Raw genomic sequence first — 20,001 nt, 5'->3', positions numbered from 1 at the left:
CAATTAAAAGTTGCCGAAACGTTTAAAATCAATTCTGCAAATATTAGGATAATGCCTTTAAACCCGTTACACCGATTACGATAAGGATTACACTTGCAATTCTTAGCTTGCTCTTAGATTCCCCAAAAATCACCATATTTAACAGAACCGCTCCTGCTGTTCCAATTCCAATCCACACTGCGTATGCGATACTTAACTGTAAATAGTTGAACGAAGTATATAAAAAAGCAAAAGAAGCACCAAATCCCCCTAAATAAATGATTCCATTTTTAATTGTTTTTTTCTGGCTATACAATTTTAAACCTAACACACCAATAATTTCACTTACAGCAGCACATATGACAAACAACCAGCCCATACTTAAGCCACTCCTTTCGACACTGTTTCCTCTTCTTTGTTATCAGCTAGATTCAAACCGATAACCCCCATGATTAAAATAGCGATAAAGAGAAACTTCCCTGTGCTAAAGCTGCCTCCGAAAAGGAAAATATCCATTAGGGCTGTTCCAATTGTTCCTACCCCTGCAAATACTGCATAAACGGTCCCAGTTGGAAGACTTTCACACGCTTTTGGAAGAAAGTGAAAATCAATCAGAATAATTCCAATAATGATTACCCATTGCCACCATGTCTCAGCAACATTAAATCCATACACCCAAATTAATTCAAATAAACAAGTTAAAAAAACATATATCCATGCTCTATTCATTTTTTGCTCTCCTCTTCAATGACTGACTGTCATTCATTTTTGATCATAGGAAATGTAACACTCTATTTTTGCTATTCTTGAATACCTAGTCCATACTTTAAAAATTCTAACACCTCAGCTTTTTGGATGGAAGCTTGATCATCCTGTTTTGAATCATATAAATAAACCTGTTCAGCTGCTGATTCTACTAAGCCGATGAATAGCTTTGCTGTGCGTTCCACATGAAGTGACTCCCGAATCATTCCTGCAGCCTTTGCCTCCTTTAAAAACTGACTGATCCAAGAATAAAAAGGCTCATATACGGTTTCCCATTCTTTAATATGTTCTGTTGATCCCATACCCGCATAGATAAGCGCAAGAATTTCCCTGTAATCACATGTGATCTTAAAAATCGCATCAACTACCTGATTAAGTTTTGCAGTAAAAGAGGCATCCCCTTGTACTTCATTTTTCACCGCCGCAATGGTTTTCTCTACCATTACTTCTGCAATCGCAGGCATGACGGAAAGCTTAGAGGGGAAATACAAATAAAAAGTGCCTTGTGCGATATTTGCTATTTTTACGATATCGGATATTTTTGTTTTCTCAATGCCTTTTTCACGAAAAACTTCAATCGCTGCATGAACAATCTTTTCTTTTTTATTCATAATATATTATCCCTTCAAGAATAATGACTGACTATCATTCATTTTAAAGAAAATAATTCATGCTGTCAAAAACGGAACATCTCGTTTGTAAAGTTATAAAGAGATCACTTTAGTGAAGTTTTAAGAATACTATGAAACGATAAAGATCAGAGGAGTGTATAAAAAGTGTACCCATCTTCCCAAAATTACGGATACCAAAAAGTTTGTAAGGATAAACCCATTACTTTTCCGCCTCAGCACCAGCAAACTCAGCCAGGGCTTGAATATTTAATGGTTCCAAGACCTATCTCAGAGAAATCATCTTATAAAGGCTCCGAAAAACTAAAAGGAAAAGTTGCCATTATTACCGGCGGAGACAGCGGAATCGGCCGTGCAGTAGCCTATGCTTTTATCAAAGAAGGAGCAAAAGTTGTTATTGTTTATTTAAATGAACATAAAGATGCGAAGGAAACCGAGCAAAGAATTAAAGAGCTTGGAGGAGAGTGCCTTCTCATTTCTGGTGATTTAAAAGAAGAGAAAATGTCCCAGGAAGTTGTTCAACAAACATTACAGGCATTTGGAAGAATTGATATCCTAATCAACAATCATGCCATTCAATATGTAAGAAAAAGCATACTTGAAATTACTAAAAAGCAGCTGGAGCAAACATTTCAAACAAATATTTTTTCATTCTTTTACTTAACGAAAGCTGTACTTCCGCATCTGAAGGCTGGCAGCTCCATTATTAATACAGCTTCCATAACCGCTTATGAAGGACATAAGAAACTAATCGATTATTCTGCAACAAAGGGAGCCATTGTAGCATTTACACGTTCATTGTCCCTTTCTCTTGAAAAACAGCAGATTCGTGTAAATGCGGTTGCACCAGGACCGATTTGGACCCCGCTTATTCCTGCAACCTTTTCCGAGAAAGAGGTTATGAAATTTGGACTGCAAACTCCAATGAAAAGAGCCGGCCAGCCATTTGAACTAGCCCCTGCCTATGTGTATTTAGCATCTGAAGACTCAAGCTATGTTTCGGGGCAGGTTATCCATGTGAATGGAGGAACAATGGTAAGCTCCTAATAGATAAAGTTGTTTCAGCGGATCGGTGTTTCATGAGGCTATCTTTCATGATTTTTTTTTGCGTAAACGGTCACGAGTTACTCTTCTCGTGACTGCCTTTTCTTTTTTCCACCTTTTACGGGCATATGCCGCTTTTAATCAAATCCTCATTTATTTCTTGTATAAAGAAATATCCCATTCATTCTCCGTTCACATTCACTTTTTACAATGAAGGCAATATCGAACAGTAAGGAGTTGGATTGGATGCTTAAACCATTTCGTAAGTTAGTTCAATATACAAGCAGTCAAAAGGGAGCAAAGATAACCATTCTCGCCTGGGTCTTAGCAGTTGTGCTTTTAAGCCTGCTAGCTCCATCAGCAAAAGAGTATGAGGTTAATAGTAAAGAAGGAAGTATTAAAGGAGATAAGCCATCTGAAATTGCCCAGCAAATTTTAAAGGAGCAGTTTCCTTCTACTGATGGGCTGCCAGCCTTGCTGGTATTTCACCGTGACGGGGAAATTTCAGAGCAAGACATCAAAAAAATTAATGAATTAAGCGCGTGGCTCGGATCAGACGAAAAACCCGAACAGATTATTAGTGCACTTCCATTTCATGAATTGCCGCCGAATGTTCAAGAACAAATGTTTTCTGAAAATGAGTCTACACTCCTTATTAATCTGTCATTAGAGCCTAATTTAGAGTCTTCTGAAACACTTGCAGTCATGGATAAAATAAAGAAAAAAGCAAATAAAATCGGTATGAACGAAATGCAATTTGAAATTACTGGCCCCGCTGGAATTTCTGCTGATACCGTTTCTCTTTTCAAAAGTGCAGATATCGTTCTCATGCTTGCAACTGTAGCATTAATTTTCATTCTCTTAATTATTATTTACCGCTCCCCCATTTTGGCCATTACCCCATTAATTATCGCGGGTATCGTTTACGGGGTTGTCGATCGAATTTTAGGATTGGCTGGAAAAAATGAATGGTTTACCATAGATAGTTCGGCTATATCTATTATGCTTATTTTGTTGTTTGCCGTCCTAACAGATTATAGCTTATTTGTTTTCTCACGTTATCGCGAGGAGTTAAAGAAACAGGAATCTAAGTATGCTTCTATGAAAGAAGCTATTTTCCACATTTCTGAACCAATTGTTTTCAGCGGTGGAACAGTCCTGCTTGCGATGCTGACATTATTTGTTACTGTTTTTGAGCCATATAACCATTTTGCTCCCGTTTTTTCAATAGCAGTAGTTGTGATTATCATTGCTGGCTTAACACTGATCCCTAGTATCTTTGCCATAATGGGACGCAAAGCTTTTTGGCCGTTTGTTCCTAAGATTGAAAAAGAAAAGAAAACAACTCATGGCACCTGGTCTGAGATCAGTAAGCAAGTGATGAAAAAGCCGGCGTTATTTGCGGGAGTCATGATCATTGTCTTGCTTATCGGTGTGTTCAACTTTACTTCCATTCAATATTCTTTTAACCTATTAAAATCATTTCCAGAGGACATGCCGTCACGGCAGGGATTTGAGCTTCTTGAAGAAAATTACCCTGCAGGCCAATTAGCACCTGTGACAATATTAATTAAGTCTGACAAAGCGTTTCCAGTAAATGCTGAGTTATTCGCTAAAGTCAATCATCTTGTATCCAAACTTGGCAGCAAAAGCAATGTAGTCTCTGTCACTCCGATCATTTCAGATAAGATGATGAAGGATCCACAGTCACTGCCGAGAAATTATTTAGCCGAAACAAACAAAACGATTAGACTTCAACTTGTGTTAGACAGCAATCCATATGAAAAAGAAGCGCTCGATACTATTCAGAACCTGCGTGATTCTGAAGCATTCCTATTAAAAGACAGCGGTTTTTCTACAGCGAATGTTACGCTTCACCTTGCTGGCCAGACAGCTCAGCAGCTGGATATCAATCATATGAACCAGCGAGATATGATTGTCTTATTTTCACTTGTGACGGTATTGCTGACGATTATCCTTGGATTCCAAACAAAGTCGATTTTGATGCCGATTTTGATGATGACAACGATTCTCCTATCCTTCTTTTCAACAATGGGCTTTAGCTGGTTGATATTTAAGCACTTTATGGGCTATGACGCAATCAGCTATCGATTGCCTGTTTACGCTTTCGTCTTCATGGTCGCATTAGGCATCGACTACAATATAATGCTCGTCTCAAGAATTAAAGAGGAAGCGGCAAAACTTCCATGGAAGGAAGCCGTAGGAAAAGGGGTTGCTGTTACCGGAGGTGTGATTTCCTCAGCAGGTTTAATCTTAGCTGCAACCTTTGCCGTCTTGATGACACAGCCATTGCAGGAACTTTTCCTATTCGGATTTACCATGGCATTTGGGATTATACTTGATACATTTTTAATCCGAGGGATTTTTCTTCCATCCATCTTAATTTTGACAGGTAAAAAGAAAAAATAAAAAATAGCCTGATTCCCGCATTTATTCATGGGAGTCAGGCTTTTTTACTCACAAAATTCATTATTTCATCTCTTTTATTCAAAAAAGCCTGGTTTCCTAACTCAATCAGTTTATCCATAAATTTCACTTCATCGAAGGGCATTTCTTCCCCCAATTCCCCATTTAAACGAAAATAATTATTGCCTAGCAGATGATGACAATGATACGTAACAGATTCAGAGGACAATTGCAGAGCCAAATCCAGCAATTTGGGTGTCATTTTCATAGAAGGAAAGTGAAATGGGAGCCAGTGCTTAGCACCCCAATATTTATCTTTTCCTATTGTAAAATCAATGTGCTGTATACCTGTACCAATAGAAAATATTTCAATTTCCCGTATATCCTTTTTAAATTGATGAATACCTTCTGTCACACAAACGAGTGATGGATTATTTGCCCATAATCCTCCATCAATAGACAAGTACTGATTATTGATATTGTTAGGCGGAAAAAAAACCGGTGCTGAGCAGGAGGAAAGAATTGCATCCCACAGCTTAACCGTTAAATCATCATTTTCCAAATGTCCGTAGTTCGACCGATGGATAAAAGGCTTCCCGTTTGTCACATCAACAGCAGGAATAAGAAGCGGCTTATTAATATCTGCAAGCGTAATTTCTCCAAATGCCTTCCGGAAAAAGCGACGTAAATAATGATCACTGTAAATACTTTTAAAAAGACCAACCTTTGCCTGCCGGACAAAAATCTTCTTCCCATACGCTTGATAGCTTTCCATAACATCGTCCATCGGCTTTTTCAAAACAACAGATGCTGCTATAACCGCGCCGGTACTCGTTCCGGCTACAACATCGAATAAATCACTAATCGGACATGTATACTCTTTCTCTATAGCCTGTAAAATAGCTAAGGCAAATACACCTCGGATTCCACCGCCATCAATGCAAAGCATTCTCATCTTTTTCACCTGCAACTTATGTCTTCCATTCTACTATTCCCTAACTAGCAGACCTTTAGAAGAAAATGTTTACGATGAAATTTTTTAAAATGCCCGACCATAAATGGTCAGGCAGGTTTATTAGATTACATCGAGAGTTACTTCCCCAAAATGGCTGAAAACAGCATGATTTACTGTTTCTTGCACTTTCCCCAGTGATAAATAATTCACCTCTCTTCCTGCAATTAAATGATTTTCTATTTCAATCATTCTGAATTTTTATGCGATAATTTATCATTCCTATTGGAGTTCGTGTCCCCATTCTCAATGTCTAATTTGGGAATATTCCTTTTTACCTTCGAAATCAGTATCCTCCCAGCCTTTACAAACATCAACCCATTCTTTTGCAGAGGAAAATTCATAAATCTCATCACACGTTAGCTCAATTGCCGAGTTAGTGCTTCCACAAGCAGGGAATAAAGTCTCAAAACGTTTCATTGAGACATCTAAATAGATCTCCAAATCATTCGCCAATCCAAACGGACAGACTCCGCCAATCATATGTCCAGTTTGCTCTACTACCTCATCTGCTGATAGCATGCGCGCCTTCATTTGGAATGCCTGGCGAAATTTCTTATTATCAATCTTTGCATCCCCAGCAGCCACAACAAGAATGGCTTTATCCTCTTCCCCCCGAAATGAAAGAGTCTTCGCAATTCGTGCAGGAATAACTCCTATAGCTTCAGCTGCTAAATCAACTGTTGCACTTGATGTATCAAACACCATAATATCCATTTCACGGTTCCATTTCCTTAAATGTGCTTTTACACTTTCAAAAGACATCTTATACATCCTCTCTTTCCAAATATTATGTAAGATAATAACATTATTTAATGAAATGGAGCAATAGAAATATCGGATTAGACCAATTCCAATGGGGTATTAGCCATATTTACTCAATACTAAAAGGCAGGATATAACTCCTATTCTTATTACTCCTAAGGATTCATCGCAAATAGCAGTAAGAATTTCTCTAGCTATAGATTCAGATTCAATTTTTAAAAATGACCGTAACTCTGCATTAGTAATATTTGGACCAAACAGTAAAAAATAATCCTCAAGGGCTGAAATATGTGCTTTATTAGAAATCAATTTACAATTTAAGCATCGCCAGGATCCCCAAACTCTTTCAATTAAATAGGACAGACAGTTCTCACAATATACCCCCTTAATAATATCTTCTCTACAGACTTGAAATAGCGATAAAATATCAGGATTATATGGAATATGCATTTTTATTAGCTTCCGGGAAAGCGCGTTCATCTCTTGAGTCGTGTAAAGGATATGTTCATATCTTTTCTCAAGTTCTTCAACTTTTAATGGAAGTGTAGCAGAGTGGATAACATTTCGCAGCAAGTGTGAATGCCGTGGAATTGTTTGAATGGTGGAAGAAGGAGAACTAATAATAACGTATGAAATAACTGGCACATCAGAAAATTTATTTTGAGCTAACCATGATTGAAATTGTTGTTTTTGTCTTCTAATCTGTAATAGCGGGTCAGGAAAAGTATGGCTCTCATTTGGGAGTGTGCGTATTAATTGATGAAACTCCTGGTCAAAGAATAAAGTGCCTGCAATATTTTTAACCTCGAGGACTAGATGAAATTTTGGGGTAAGGATAACCGTATCTATCTGAAAGAAACCCTTTTCTTTATCTCTAAGCCTAAGATCATGCAAAATAAAATAATTCTTTTTAGGCAAAAAAGTTAAATGATAATTAAGTGCTTGTTCCCCGCGAAAGCCCGCTTCAACTTTGGCTAACTCTCTTGTAACAATTTGCTTCTTCGTATGATGTATGGGAACCCTCCTATCCAGTGCTTCTAGTTTCTTTAGTATGATCGGTCTTTTCCTTTCTTTTTTTATCAAATAATCACTCCTTTTCAAAATTTATAACTACCCCATTCGTGAAAAGGTCAAAAAATCCTCTATTTTTTAGTTAAGATTTTTATTACTATTTGCTTATCAGCCAAATTTGATGCTTTATCAGCCAGTTTTAGCAGTTTATCAGCCAGATCAGCTACTTTATTAGCCAATTGACAAATACCAGCTAATTGTATATTGTAAAAATAACTAAAAAACGAAAGGGTGACCCAATTAGATGAAGTTCTAATCCTATTTTTCGAAAGCAATCAATTGAAGACCTGATTTAGTCAGCAGATATCTGCTCTATTTCGTACTGTCTTCAATCGAGGTTTTCAGAATAGGATTAGGTTTCCTATAGTTGGTTTTTCAAAGGGAGAAGTCTCTTTGTGCACCTCTATGCCTCCTATTCTGAATGCAGATAGGAGGCTTTTTTTGTCTCCAAGCACTTGATGAAATGGGGATGATTGTATGATGCTATTAGAAGCGAATCAAATCAAATTATTTATTAAAGACCGTTTATTATTAGATATTGATAAAATACAAATCCAAAAACATGATCGAATTGGTCTTGTTGGCAGAAACGGCTGTGGTAAAACAACGTTATTAGAGGTTTTAGCAGGCAAAACAGTTCCTGATAACGGAACGATCACTACGAATGGCATATGCGAGCTTTTACCGCAGATAAAAAGAACAGATACAACAAAAAGCGGCGGAGAAGTGACCCAGGAATATATTAATGCTGCACTCGCAAAAAGCCCAGCTATTTTATTAGCTGATGAACCAACAACAAATTTGGATACAAGCCACATTGAATGGCTGGAAAAGAAATTCAAAAAATCACACAGTGCACTTGTTCTTGTATCACACGACCGGGTATTTTTAGATGATTTGTGCACGTCTATTTGGGAGCTTGATGAAGGAAAATTGAAGGTTTACAAAGGCAATTACTCCGATTACATGGAGCAGAAGGAATTGGAGCAGCATCAGCAGAAGCAAGCTTACGAATCATATGAGAAAAAGAAAAAACAGTTAGAGGAAGCATTAATTTTAAAAGAGAAAAAAGCAGAAAAGGCGACAAAAACACCCAAAAATGTCAGTTCAATCGAAGCGAGGAAAACAAAGCCTTATTTTGCAAATAAGCAAAAGAAACTGCAAAAAACGGCAAAGGCGATTGAAACTCGTTTAGAAAAGCTGGAGAAAGTTGAAAAAGTCAAAGAAGCGCCTGTCATAAAAATGAATTTGCCTAACGAAGAAACTTTTAAGGGACGAATTGTCCTGCGTGTTGAAGACGCGGCGTGTTATATCGGTCAAAGACTTCTATGGAAAACAGCTGGATTTCATGTGCGCGGAGGAGATAAGCTAGCCATCATTGGACCGAACGGATGCGGAAAAACAACGCTCGTGAAAAAAATAATGAATCTCGACGAAAGAATAACGATCTCCCCTTCCATGAAAATCGGTTATTTTAGTCAAAATATCGATATTTTAAATACAGAAAAATCAATACTGGAAAACGTCAATACAACCTCAATACAGAATGAGACTTTCATACGGACGGTCTTAGCGAGGCTGCATTTTTTCAGAGAAGATGTCTATAAGCCAGTTAGTGTCCTAAGCGGCGGAGAACGAGTAAAAGTGGCATTCGCTAAATTATTTGTCAGTGAAATTAATACAATTATATTAGACGAGCCAACAAACTTTCTTGACATCCCATCAGTGGAAGCACTCGAAGCCCTCTTGCAGGAATATGAAGGAACCGTTATTTTTGTTTCTCATGATCGGCAATTTATTGAAAGCATCGCCACACGGATTTTAACAATTAACAACCAAGAAATCCAGTTGTTTGATGGAACATACGAGCAATTCAAAAACTATACACCAAAAGCTGCACATGATACGAAAGAGGATCAGCTCCTCCTAATAGAGACTAGGATAACAGAAGTACTAAGCCGCCTTAGTATGGAACCTTCTGATGAGTTGGAATTAGAATTTCAGAGGCTTTTGGCTGAAAAGAGAAAATTAGCTAATCAATAATAACAAGGTAAAAACGGCAGAAATCCAACTGCCGTTTTTTTATTATTCTGAGTGGATTTATGAAAATCTAAAATTTATAAAGAAACAAAGCATAAAAACATTTACAAACTCATAGTCTTACTTTAGAATGTAAAACGTAATAATTACGATTTATGCCGCTGATAGTTTCATATACTAGTAAAAAAACGAAGATTGGAGTTACAAATATGAAATTAAAAAAACCTCTTCTCGCCTGCCTATTTACATTCAGTCTTATTCTTGCAGGCTGCGGAAACACAGAAACAGAAAAAAAAGCAGACGAAGAAAAAACAGACAAAGCTGAGGCTAAATTAACGGTTTTAACAACCATTTATCCGCTAGAAGATTTCACAAAAAAAATTGGCGGAAACTATGTTGACGTTAAAAGTATTTACCCGACAAATGTGGATGCTCATTCCTTTGAGCCTTCTACAAAAGATATGATGTCACTTGCTGATTCTGATTTATTCATATATACAGGAGTTGGAATCGAAGGATTTGCAGATAAGGCAACAGAATCATTGAAGAATGAGGATGTTACCATTCTAAAAGCTGGAGAAGGAATCAATCTATTAAAATCAACTCATGTGCATGATCATGAGGGGGAAGATGAACATAGCCATGATGAAGATGCGCACAGCCACGATGAAGATGAACATAGCCATGATGAAGATGCGCACAGCCACGATGAAGACGAACATAGCCATGATGAAGAGCACCATGAGCATGGAGAACATGATCATCACCATGGAGACTTTGATCCCCATGTATGGCTAGATCCGATTCTATCAATTGAGTTAGCTACTAATATAAAAAACTCACTAATCCAATTAATGCCTGAACATGAATCAGATTTCGCGACTAATTTCGAGCAGTTAAAAAGTGAATTAGAGATGCTTGACGAAGAATATAAAACGACAATTGAGAACTCGAAAACTAAGTATTTGCTCGTTTCTCATGCTGCCTATGGGTATTGGGAAGAAAGATATGGAATTGAACAAATTGCTATTGCCGGATTATCTCCAACACAGGAGCCTACACAGAAAGGCTTGCAAAGTATTATTGAAGAGTCGAAGGAGCATCAAATTCAATACGTGATCTTCGAACAGAACCTTTCAACAAAAGTAGCGGAAATTATTCAGAAAGAGATTGGAGCTGAATCTCTTATCCTTCATAATCTAGAAGCAATTACTGAAGAGAATTTGAAGCAAAATGATGATTATTTCAGCATAATGCGAAGAAATTTAGAAACTATTAAGAAGGCATTAAACAATTAAGGATTGATCAATTAAGGAATAAATTCCCCCTTTCCTGCCACATTGATGGTAAGGGGGAATTTTTATAGGAGGAGATCATGAAACGCATTTTTCATGCTAATATCATAGATATAACTGGGGTTCTTATGATTGGACTAGCTTTATTTCTCTTTTCATTTGGCTCTAATGTAAAAGATCTATTTGAAGTCCCAGCTTCTTTTTTAAACATGAATACGATATTTTTGAGTATTTTAATAGAAGCACTACCTTTTGTACTCATCGGAGTTCTTATCGCAGGAATTATACAAATTTTCGTAACAGAAGAACATATTAAAAAATGTATTCCAAAAAATAAATTACTGGCTGTGCTTATGAGCTGTATTGTAGGAGCATTATTCCCTGCATGTGAGTGCGGGATTGTCCCTATTGTTCGAAGACTTATCTCCAAAGGAGTGCCTATCCACGCTGCGATGGGCTTTATGCTAACAGGACCTCTCATCAACCCAATCGTTATCGCCTCTACATACATGGCTTTTGGAAACAACCTTAAAATTGCAGGATTAAGAATGGGCCTAGGTTTTATTATTGCCATTATCATATCTATCGTAATCAGCCTTCTTTTTAAAGGAAATCAATTTAAAATCGCACCCCAGAAGCAAACGATCCATTCACATCCACATACAAAAAAGGAGCCTTTTTTAGATCGTTTTTGGTCCATGCTAACCCATTCGATAGATGAGTTTTTTGATATGGGAAAATACTTAGTCATTGGAGCTTTCTTAGCAGCCTTTGTACAAACATACATGACTGCAAAAGCTCTGATTGAGGCTGGAGATGGAACGGTAGCCTCATTAGTAGTAATGATGGGCTTAGCCTATGTATTATCTCTTTGTTCCGAGGCTGATGCCTTTATCGGGGCTTCCTTTAGCAGTCTATTCCCAACAGCTTCTATTCTAGGCTTCTTAATTTTTGGTCCAATGATTGATTTTAAAAATACAATCATGATGCTTAGCGTCTTTCGATTTAAATTTGTTATGAGTGTACTAGCGTTGGTCGCATCAATTATATTCATTGTCCTTTTACTACTGAGCAGCTATATATAAGGAGGAGGAGAAGTGAAATTCAATTTTCAGCAAGCTGCAAGAGCACTCATATTGTTTGCCTTTTCTGCCATGCTCTTCAAAATGCACTTTACCGGGGATTTGACGAAGTATATTAATCCTAAATATGAGTTATTAAACCAATCTGCTTCCGTTCTATTTTTAATTTTGTTTTTCATTCAACTGACTAGAATTTGGACAGTTAAAGAGCAAGGACATCATTGTCATCATGATGATCATGCATGTACTCACGATCACGGAGATTCCAATTTTAATACAAAGAAGCTCCTCTCCTATGGGATATTAATATTCCCGCTGATTACCGGATTCCTCTTGCCACCCAAAGTACTTGATGCATCAATTATCGATAAAAAAGGCGACATGGCTATCCTATCAAATCAAAAACAATCTGTTCAGAAAAAAGAGGAGACTAATTCCAATCCGGCTGAACAAGCTGATCCTTCAGAGCCTATTGAACATTCTACCGACCAATCAACTTTTGATTTTCCTGAAGAAGTCTCTCAAGAGGAGTATGACAAGCTAGTACAAAACCTTGAACAAAGCGCTAACATTGAGATGAATGACTATGTATTTTCCCCCTACTATGAAGAAATCAGCCTTGATGTCAATCGATATAAAGGAAGAAACATTACTTTAACAGGTTATGTCTACAAAGAGGAGGGCTTTGAACAAAACCAGCTAGTGTTATCCAGGTTTTTAATCACCCACTGTGTCGCAGATGCAAGTATCATTGGCTTTCTTTCGGAGTTCTCTGAGGCCGCTTCAATTGAAGAAGATACGTGGATAGAAGCAACAGGTGTTTTAGATGTAACGACTTATGCCGGAAATGAGCTGCCTATTATTAAAATTACCGATTGGAAGAAGATTAATGAACCAGCAAAACCATATCTGTATCCACTTAATATAAAAGTTTTATAAAAAGGGCTTTTTCCTATATGAAAAGGTATAAACACTTAACGAATTAAGTGCTTATACTTTTTTTCTATTTTGTTTCGCGGTGCAATGTATGTCTCTTTAAACGCGGACAATATTTTTTCAGCTCAATACGATCAGGATTCGTCCGCTTATTTTTTGTCGTAATATAATTTCGATCGCCTGTTTCAGTACAAGCCAAAGTAATATTCACTCTCATTATTCTTTCCTCCTATATTCAGTTTCTTCTACTATAAATGGTGGTAGCGGGTCCTTAAATGTTGACCAATCAGCTAAAAGCTCTTCCTTAGTTAGAAGACATTTCTCTAATGATTCTTCGATTTCATCCCGGTTCATATCAATCCCTATTAAAACAAGCTCTGTTAAGCGATCTCCGTACACGTCATCCCACTTCTCCAGCAGTTCAGGTTCTTCGATTAATACTTGTTTCCTTTCCTCTTCTGGATAGGCTGCTATCCACTCACCAACACCTTGCAGGGTAATAGAAGGTCCTGCTTGTGAGAGAAGTGCTGCTATATTATTTCGTGTGGCTATCCAGATAAAACCTTTCGCTCGAACGACATCAACTGGCCAATCCTCTAGCCATTTCATCAGTCTCTCTGGATGGAATGGCAATCTCCTGCGAAATACAAAGGAAGAAATACCATACTCCTCAGTCTCTGGAATGTGTTGTTCATTATTAAGCTCCTTTATCCAGCCTGCACTTTGACTTGCTTTATCAAAATCAAATAATTTCGTATTGAGAACACAATCAAGCGGAACCTGTGCATGATCTGTTTCGATTATACGTGCTTCAGGATTTAGCTTCTGCAGTACAGCTTTTAATTCTTTAATATCCTCTTGTTCTACCAAGTCGATTTTATTTAACAAAATTACGTCAGCAAATTCAATCTGGTCTATTAATAAATCAACAACCTCTCTCGTATCTGCTTCATCTGTCGCTTCCTTGCGGTCTAACAAGCTTTCACCAGAAGAAAAATCATTCCAGAAACGATTAGCATCAACAACCGTAACCATCGTATCCAGTCTGCATAATGATGATAAATCAATTCCTAGATTCTCATCCACATATGTGAAGGTTTGCGCCACCGGAACTGGTTCACTAATACCCGTTGACTCGATCACAATGTAATCAATGTCTCCTAAAGAAGCTAGCTTTTCTACCTCTTTAATCAAATCCTCCCTAAGGGTGCAGCATATGCAGCCATTTTGCATTTCTACTAGCTTCTCTTCTGTTCTTGAAAATCCGCCTTGTTTAACTAATGAGGCATCAATATTAATTTCACTCATATCGTTGACAATAACAGCAATTTTCTTTTCCTCATTATTTTGCAAAATATGGTTGAGTAAAGTTGTTTTACCCGAACCTAAATAACCACTCAATACTGTTACAGGTATTTTTCTCATATAATCCACTCCCGCTAATCAAAATGATTACGATTTATGTATTAAAAATATCTATTGCAATTACTTTAATACAACAATCCAACCCTTTCACCTCTACTTTTTACATTTTTAGTAATAGTACTTTTTATCCGATATAAATCGGAATAATTACGATTTACCGCCGCTCTTGTTACAATATCATCTCTCTTCCGAAAAAACAAGGGAAATTATTTAATAACCATTTCAATTTAATAAAAAAGCCAAAGGATTCCAGTTCCTTTGACTTTTTTATTAAATTGAATTTCAAATCATTTTTAGTCCAAAAGATTATGAACTAATTTTACCTTCACTCATTTTCATCTCATTTTCCAATTGCGCTATCTTTGCATCAATTGAGCTGCTGTGAAAGGCTCTATTTACTTGATCTTCTAAACGATCAAGATAGCCTTCTATTGCTTCAAATCGAGAATATGGTTTATCGGAGTTAGAAGCTGAATCCAATACTTTGTTTATTTGGTGATTGGCTCGCGTAATATTTTCGCGTCCCATTAACTCCATCCTGCGTATATGCATGTCTTTAAGTTTATGCTGCATTTCTTCATATTTTCCTTCCAATTCTTCAAGCTGACTTAAAATGTGATTCAGAGAGACTCTTAGGCGTTCGGCACGGTCTGAATAATGCTGATGCTCTGCTAAGGCAAATTGATAGAGCTCTATTTCTCCTGCTTTTGAAGCAATACCTGCCTGATACTTCCTTTTTTCAGCAAGTTCTGCTGCTTCTGCCAGCTCTCTTTCAAACTCATCCTTGAGCTGATATTGACGATCGACAAGCTTTTTTACCTTTTCTGTTTCTTGTTCACATTCATGAAGATATTGATTAAGCAGCCCAATGGGATTTTTATTTTCCTTTCTTTCCAGCGCTTCGTTTAAGTCTGCTTTTATTGTATTTTTAATTTTTGCAAGTAAATTTGTCATGACTCGCTCTCTCCTTTAATTCAATTATTTATTGATGTCATTCCATTGCTTTTCAAAATTAACAAATGGGTCTGTTTCTTTAACAACTACTTGTTTATTTCCATTCCATTTTTTGTAAACAAGGTACAATACGTATGCTGCAACAACTCCTATGATCGCAGGTGCATTGTGAATAGAAGCCATTAGAATAAAGAAACCAACAACCCCTAACCCAATTTTCCCTCCTGTTGAATCAGTCTTCAAAAATTGTTTAAAGATGAAATATAGAAGCGCAATACTTACTAGGAATCCTATCATAGGACCAATGGTAGAAAGTAATATCATCGCTGAAATTCCGCCGATTAATAACAAACCAAATTTTTTCATTTTGTTTTCTCCTTTCTTTATCTTGATTTCATCTTACCTTTATTTTGGATTTCCCATAACGAGCTTGCGCTTTATTTTCAGCTAAGCCTCAAGACTTAGTAAGGCTAAGCCCCAAATTGCAAAATATAATGTTTTTTTCCAATATTTATTAAAAAGTTATTCAACTTTAAACAACTTATTTATAGTAGAATAAGAATCGCATGGGTATTTATACCGATTTATTAAACTCAGAGGAGAAGTATTTCATGAGAAAGACGATCACTTGGCAGCTTGGCAGAATTATTGTTTTTGTTATTTTTATATCAATGATTATTACTTCCATTTCCAACTATTTAGTAAGTTATGAACACACATATGAAGCAGCAGGCATTGAAGCGGTTGGCTGTGCGAATATTACCACCGGTCTGATAAATCCAGAAGATTTAGAGGATATCATGAAAGGTGACGACGCAAAATTAAGTAAAATACAGGAAACATTAAATTGGACAACCGATCATAAACAAATTTTTGAAAGTCAATACGTCTTACAACTGGATGGAAAAATTTTAGCAGCTGATCAAAATATGCAGGATCAAGGATATTCAGCAGGTGATTCCTTCTATATTGATAAGGAAGCATTAGAGGTAATTAAGGAAACAAAGCATCCTCATTATTCAGAGATTTATGAATATGGCGGAATGAAACGAGTAACTGGGTATGCCCCCATATTTAAGGACCATGACCCAAATAAAGAAATAATCGCTTTAAATGCGATTGACTTTAATGCCAAAATTGTGTCTGAAAGAACATGGGATTCTGTCAAAGGCAGCTTTATCCTCGGACTTCTTCCAATGGCTATTGCCAGCGTCATCACTATTTGGCTGATCAGAAGGAAAACAAAACCAATCTCTATCTTAATTCATTCCGCTAAGAAAATTGCTGAAGGAGATCTATCAGATAAAGATATTCAAATTAAAAATAAAGATGAGATCGGAGATTTATCAACTACCCTCAGCCTTATGAAGAATAATCTTCGAGAATTAATTCAGCAAGTGCATGCTGGTTCAAAGCAGGTCGCTGCTTCTTCCGATGAATTAACAGCAAGTGCTGAACAAACGAATATTGCTACGGAACAAATTACTGCTACCATGCACCAAATGGCTGTAAGTGTCGATAAGCAAGTTCAAAGTGTGGAAGATACTTCTCAAACAATCACTGAGATATCTAATGGTGTACGGCAAATTGCTGCTAATGCGCAGAATGTTACGATCACGGCGATTGGGGCTTCCAACAAAGCAACAGAAGGAGTACAAGCAATCAAAACAGCCGTCCACCAAATGGATTCGATTAACGGAACAGTCAATGAATTGGCTGGAGTCGTTAGTGGATTAGGAGACCGTTCAAAAGAAATCGATCAAATTATTGGAGCGATTACTGGAATTGCTGAACAAACAAACCTTCTTGCATTAAATGCAGCGATTGAAGCAGCAAGAGCCGGGGAGCATGGAAGCGGGTTTGCGGTAGTAGCTGATGAGGTACGTAAGCTTGCAGAACAATCTGCCAGGTCTGCTCAAGAAATTTCCGGGCTCATCTCTATCACACAGCATGATACAAATAAAGCGGTTGAATCCATGGAATTTGTAACAAAAGAAGTGGTAGCGGGCATGGAAATTGTTAACAATGCCGGAGATTCCTTTGTTCATATTCAAGACTCGGTAAATGAAGTAACCAACCAAATACAGGAAGTTTCATCTGCTGTCCAGCAAATGGCTGCAGGTGCTGAACAAGCAGTTCAATCAATGAAATTCATTACGGAATTAGCTGATACTGCCGCATCCAGCACACAATCTGTATCTACAGCAACAGAAGAACAGCTGGCTTCCATGCATGAAATAACATCTTCAGCAAAATATTTATCTAAAATGGCAGATGACCTGCAATCACTAATTGGGAAATTTAAAATTTAAATCGAAAACCTTACCGCTATGTACTGCACCCCAATTGTTAGATCGTGTCTAACAATTGGGATCGTTTCACTCAGGTAAGGTTTTTAAATTCTATTTACTTGAATCAATTCGATTATCTCACGATCGGGTCCCTCATAAAACACAGTGATCCACCCATTTTTTAAGCTATAAGGTCCTTCCAACGGATAAAGTCCTTCTTTTTTCAGCTTTCTAATCCAATCCTCTATATCCTCCAATTGCCAAGCTATATGAATAGAATGTAATGGTGCTTTATTCTCCTCTGACTCAATTAGTTCAATTTGGACATTCTCATTCCGAAGAAAAACAATTTTTTCATCCTGAAACATTAAATATTTCTCAAAGGAAAAACCAAACATTCGTTTATAGAACTGGATGGAATCATTTAAATTACTTACTTGTATTCCTGCATGATGCCACTTCATTTTCTCCCATCCATCGGCAGGATTAAATTCATATCTCCAAATTCATGCCATAGATACCCATCAGCTAATGCCTTATTGTATGCCTTCATTAATAAACCCTTATCAATAAAAGCAGAAAGCAAATCTAAATGGCTTGCTTCAGGCTCGTGAAATCCTGTTATTAAACCATCAACAGCCTTCAAAGGGTACCCTTTTTGAATATACAAACTTGTAATTCCTTTCTGTGGCTCCACATTTCCATCTAAATTGACCGCTGTTTCAAGTGCCCTTACTACAGTCGTTCCAACCCCAATCACCCGCCCTTTATTTTTCCTTATTTTATTAATCAATTCCGCAGTTTTTGCGGAAATACAAAATTCCTCAGGATGATTGTTAGGATGTGGCCAGCGATTATTTCCGTAATAACTCAAGCCAGCATGCAGCTGTAAATACGCTATGTTTATTCCTTTTTCCTTCAGCTTATTAAGCAATCGCCATGTAAATGCTCTTCCCGCCGAAGGCATTTCTACAGATCCTGGAACAGAAGCATATACTGTTTGATACATCTCTATCGGCCAAGGCGTTTCGATATATTCGTAATGGAGCGGTTCCCCATATCGATAGAAGACTTCTAATAAATCTAATCCTCTCTTTGAAAAGGAAAGCACGATTAAAGGTGCCTCAGCCCCTAGCCCAGTAATAGTTGCTGTTAGTCCTCCAGGCAAATCAATTTTTTCCCCAACAGTGATTACTCCACCAACGATAAGGGCCTCCCATTCTCTTTCCGATAACTTTCGGGATAAACGAATTTCAATTGCTTGCTTTCCTCTTTTTCCTTTTAGGACTGCCGGAATGGTTCGGCTATTATTTAAGACTAGCAAATCTCCCTTGACTAAATACGAATCCAGCTTATTAAAATAATTATGGGAACAATCTCCTGTCACTGAGTCTAATGTCATTAAGCGGACATGATCACGCTGGATCCCTCTATACTCCGCTGGAGTATGCGCATTTAAATATTCAGGCACTCGGAATGAACGTGCAGTGCTCATCATTGTTCATCCCTCTTTTCCTGAATAAAAGATTGTGCCTCAAACCGTTTTCCATTTAAGACAATCGATTCATCTAATGCAAGAGTGACAAATACCTTGGCCACTTCATTAGGATCCTCTAGCTTATAATCGCATTCTGGAACAGCAACTTTATGCATCTCTGTATCCATCTCCCCTGGATCCACCATACTGACAGTTACTCCTGTGTCTTGAAGCTCATCCGCCCAAGTTTGTGTTAACCCTTCTACTGCAAATTTAGAGATGCCATAAGCTCCCCATTCTGCAAATCCCGTTTTGCCAGCTTCAGAAGTCAAATTGAAAATTTTCCCTTTGTTTCGATTCAGCATACCTGGCAATACACGCTTAGTAATGAGGAATGGATTCACTGTATTAACCCGAAGCACCTCAGCAAAATCGTGTTCCGGATAATCAGATAATAGTGCTGGTCCTGGTCCAAATATAGATGCATTATTAATCAATACATCGACACGCCCAAAGCCCTCTTCTACAATAGATACGAAACGGTTTACATCTTTTATGTCAGAAACATCTGCTTGGACAGCAATCACTTCTGCCCCAAGTGCCAGTACCTCTTTTTCTATTTTTCGAAGCATCATTTCTCCTCTCGCACAAATAGCTAGCCGTACTCCTTCATTTGCCAATGCTAATGTTAAGGCTCTTCCAAGACCTTTTGATGCTCCTGTAATCATTACAACCGGTTTTTTATCCATTAGAATCTCTCGCTTTCTATATTGTTGTTAGCTTTATTTTAGAAAGAAAGCGTTCACTAA

At 37.4% G+C, this 20,001-nt stretch carries 20 protein-coding genes; 7 read left to right on the top strand and 13 right to left on the bottom strand.

Translation table 11 applies throughout. The features are described 5' to 3' along the window. Nucleotides 1-43: 43 nt before the first annotated feature. From C1726_RS07660 to C1726_RS07650, 3 genes are all read right to left on the bottom strand, one after another. Entirely contained in the window at nucleotides 44-358 is a 315-nt protein-coding gene (locus C1726_RS07660) for a DMT family transporter (protein WP_102272624.1), read from the bottom strand. Nucleotides 359-360: 2 nt separating this feature from the next. Next, complete coding sequence (locus C1726_RS07655) at nucleotides 361-708, bottom strand: DMT family transporter (protein ID WP_102272623.1); 348 nt, start codon at nucleotides 706-708, stop codon at nucleotides 361-363. A 71-nt stretch (nucleotides 709-779) separates the two neighbouring features. Continuing rightward, nucleotides 780-1,358, bottom strand: coding sequence for a TetR family transcriptional regulator (locus tag C1726_RS07650; protein ID WP_142385066.1), 579 nt, complete (start codon nucleotides 1,356-1,358; stop codon nucleotides 780-782). A gap of 162 nt (nucleotides 1,359-1,520) precedes the next feature. Between C1726_RS07650 and C1726_RS07645 the strand changes: the two genes are divergently transcribed. Further along, nucleotides 1,521-2,420 (top strand): SDR family oxidoreductase, encoded by a 900-nt coding sequence (locus tag C1726_RS07645; protein WP_102272621.1) that lies wholly within the window; start codon nucleotides 1,521-1,523, stop codon nucleotides 2,418-2,420. 243 nt (nucleotides 2,421-2,663) lie between these two features. Next, on the top strand, nucleotides 2,664-4,847 hold the full coding sequence (locus tag C1726_RS07640; RefSeq protein WP_102272620.1) for an MMPL family transporter: 2,184 nt from the start codon (nucleotides 2,664-2,666) through the stop codon (nucleotides 4,845-4,847). A 34-nt stretch (nucleotides 4,848-4,881) separates the two neighbouring features. Here the strand turns inward: C1726_RS07640 and C1726_RS07635 are convergent, their stop codons facing one another. The 3 genes from C1726_RS07635 to C1726_RS07625 all read right to left on the bottom strand — a co-directional run bounded on the left by C1726_RS07635 (nucleotide 4,882) and on the right by C1726_RS07625 (nucleotide 7,704). Next, complete coding sequence (locus C1726_RS07635; RefSeq protein WP_102273235.1) at nucleotides 4,882-5,799, bottom strand: CBASS cGAMP-activated phospholipase; 918 nt, start codon at nucleotides 5,797-5,799, stop codon at nucleotides 4,882-4,884. 303 nt (nucleotides 5,800-6,102) lie between these two features. Continuing rightward, nucleotides 6,103-6,621: a YbaK/EbsC family protein gene (locus tag C1726_RS07630; RefSeq protein WP_102272619.1), complete on the bottom strand. Its 519-nt coding sequence runs from the start codon at nucleotides 6,619-6,621 to the stop codon at nucleotides 6,103-6,105. Nucleotides 6,622-6,720: 99 nt separating this feature from the next. Continuing rightward, nucleotides 6,721-7,704: a nuclease-related domain-containing protein gene (locus tag C1726_RS07625; protein WP_180968136.1), complete on the bottom strand. Its 984-nt coding sequence runs from the start codon at nucleotides 7,702-7,704 to the stop codon at nucleotides 6,721-6,723. Between the two features lie 465 nt (nucleotides 7,705-8,169). Between C1726_RS07625 and C1726_RS07620 the strand changes: the two genes are divergently transcribed. The 4 genes from C1726_RS07620 to C1726_RS07605 all read left to right on the top strand — a co-directional run bounded on the left by C1726_RS07620 (nucleotide 8,170) and on the right by C1726_RS07605 (nucleotide 13,048). Then, a complete protein-coding gene (locus C1726_RS07620; RefSeq protein WP_102272617.1) occupies nucleotides 8,170-9,735 on the top strand; it encodes a Vga family ABC-F type ribosomal protection protein in 1,566 nt (521 codons plus the stop codon). A gap of 206 nt (nucleotides 9,736-9,941) precedes the next feature. Beyond that, nucleotides 9,942-11,030, top strand: coding sequence for a metal ABC transporter solute-binding protein, Zn/Mn family (locus C1726_RS07615; protein ID WP_102272616.1), 1,089 nt, complete (start codon nucleotides 9,942-9,944; stop codon nucleotides 11,028-11,030). A gap of 77 nt (nucleotides 11,031-11,107) precedes the next feature. Continuing rightward, on the top strand, nucleotides 11,108-12,112 hold the full coding sequence (locus C1726_RS07610) for a permease (RefSeq protein ID WP_102272615.1): 1,005 nt from the start codon (nucleotides 11,108-11,110) through the stop codon (nucleotides 12,110-12,112). Between the two features lie 12 nt (nucleotides 12,113-12,124). Beyond that, on the top strand, nucleotides 12,125-13,048 hold the full coding sequence (locus C1726_RS07605) for a TIGR03943 family putative permease subunit (protein WP_102272614.1): 924 nt from the start codon (nucleotides 12,125-12,127) through the stop codon (nucleotides 13,046-13,048). Nucleotides 13,049-13,112: 64 nt separating this feature from the next. On the opposite strand, the gene rpmG is transcribed toward C1726_RS07605, so the two are convergent. The 4 genes from rpmG to C1726_RS07585 all read right to left on the bottom strand — a co-directional run bounded on the left by rpmG (nucleotide 13,113) and on the right by C1726_RS07585 (nucleotide 15,790). Next, on the bottom strand, nucleotides 13,113-13,262 hold the full coding sequence (rpmG, locus tag C1726_RS07600) for a 50S ribosomal protein L33 (protein WP_102272613.1): 150 nt from the start codon (nucleotides 13,260-13,262) through the stop codon (nucleotides 13,113-13,115). Continuing rightward, on the bottom strand, nucleotides 13,262-14,470 hold the full coding sequence (locus C1726_RS07595; protein WP_102272612.1) for a GTP-binding protein: 1,209 nt from the start codon (nucleotides 14,468-14,470) through the stop codon (nucleotides 13,262-13,264). The genes rpmG and C1726_RS07595 overlap by 1 nt, the downstream gene beginning before the upstream one ends. Before the next feature lie 306 nt (nucleotides 14,471-14,776). Further along, complete coding sequence (locus C1726_RS07590; RefSeq protein ID WP_102272611.1) at nucleotides 14,777-15,424, bottom strand: PspA/IM30 family protein; 648 nt, start codon at nucleotides 15,422-15,424, stop codon at nucleotides 14,777-14,779. Nucleotides 15,425-15,448: 24 nt separating this feature from the next. After that, on the bottom strand, nucleotides 15,449-15,790 hold the full coding sequence (locus tag C1726_RS07585) for a lmo0954 family membrane protein (RefSeq protein ID WP_102272610.1): 342 nt from the start codon (nucleotides 15,788-15,790) through the stop codon (nucleotides 15,449-15,451). A gap of 245 nt (nucleotides 15,791-16,035) precedes the next feature. On the opposite strand from C1726_RS07585, the gene C1726_RS07580 reads away from it, so the two are divergent. Next, on the top strand, nucleotides 16,036-17,736 hold the full coding sequence (locus tag C1726_RS07580) for a methyl-accepting chemotaxis protein (RefSeq protein ID WP_102272609.1): 1,701 nt from the start codon (nucleotides 16,036-16,038) through the stop codon (nucleotides 17,734-17,736). 83 nt (nucleotides 17,737-17,819) lie between these two features. Here the strand turns inward: C1726_RS07580 and C1726_RS07575 are convergent, their stop codons facing one another. From C1726_RS07575 to C1726_RS07565, 3 genes are read right to left on the bottom strand one after another with little or no spacing between them, the layout of a single operon-like run. Beyond that, nucleotides 17,820-18,179: a VOC family protein gene (locus C1726_RS07575; protein WP_102272608.1), complete on the bottom strand. Its 360-nt coding sequence runs from the start codon at nucleotides 18,177-18,179 to the stop codon at nucleotides 17,820-17,822. After that, nucleotides 18,176-19,213 (bottom strand): S-adenosylmethionine:tRNA ribosyltransferase-isomerase, encoded by a 1,038-nt coding sequence (locus tag C1726_RS07570; protein WP_102272607.1) that lies wholly within the window; start codon nucleotides 19,211-19,213, stop codon nucleotides 18,176-18,178. Before C1726_RS07570 ends, C1726_RS07575 begins: the two co-directional genes overlap by 4 nt. After that, nucleotides 19,210-19,941, bottom strand: coding sequence for an SDR family oxidoreductase (locus C1726_RS07565; protein WP_102272606.1), 732 nt, complete (start codon nucleotides 19,939-19,941; stop codon nucleotides 19,210-19,212). The genes C1726_RS07570 and C1726_RS07565 overlap by 4 nt, the downstream gene beginning before the upstream one ends. Nucleotides 19,942-20,001 lie beyond the last annotated feature (60 nt).

Origin of the sequence: Cytobacillus massiliigabonensis (assembly GCF_900199725.1) — a bacterium.
In the GTDB taxonomy this organism is placed as follows: Bacteria; Bacillota; Bacilli; order Bacillales; family Cytobacillaceae; genus Cytobacillus; species Cytobacillus massiliigabonensis.
This window is presented reverse-complemented; position numbering and strand designations above follow the sequence as displayed.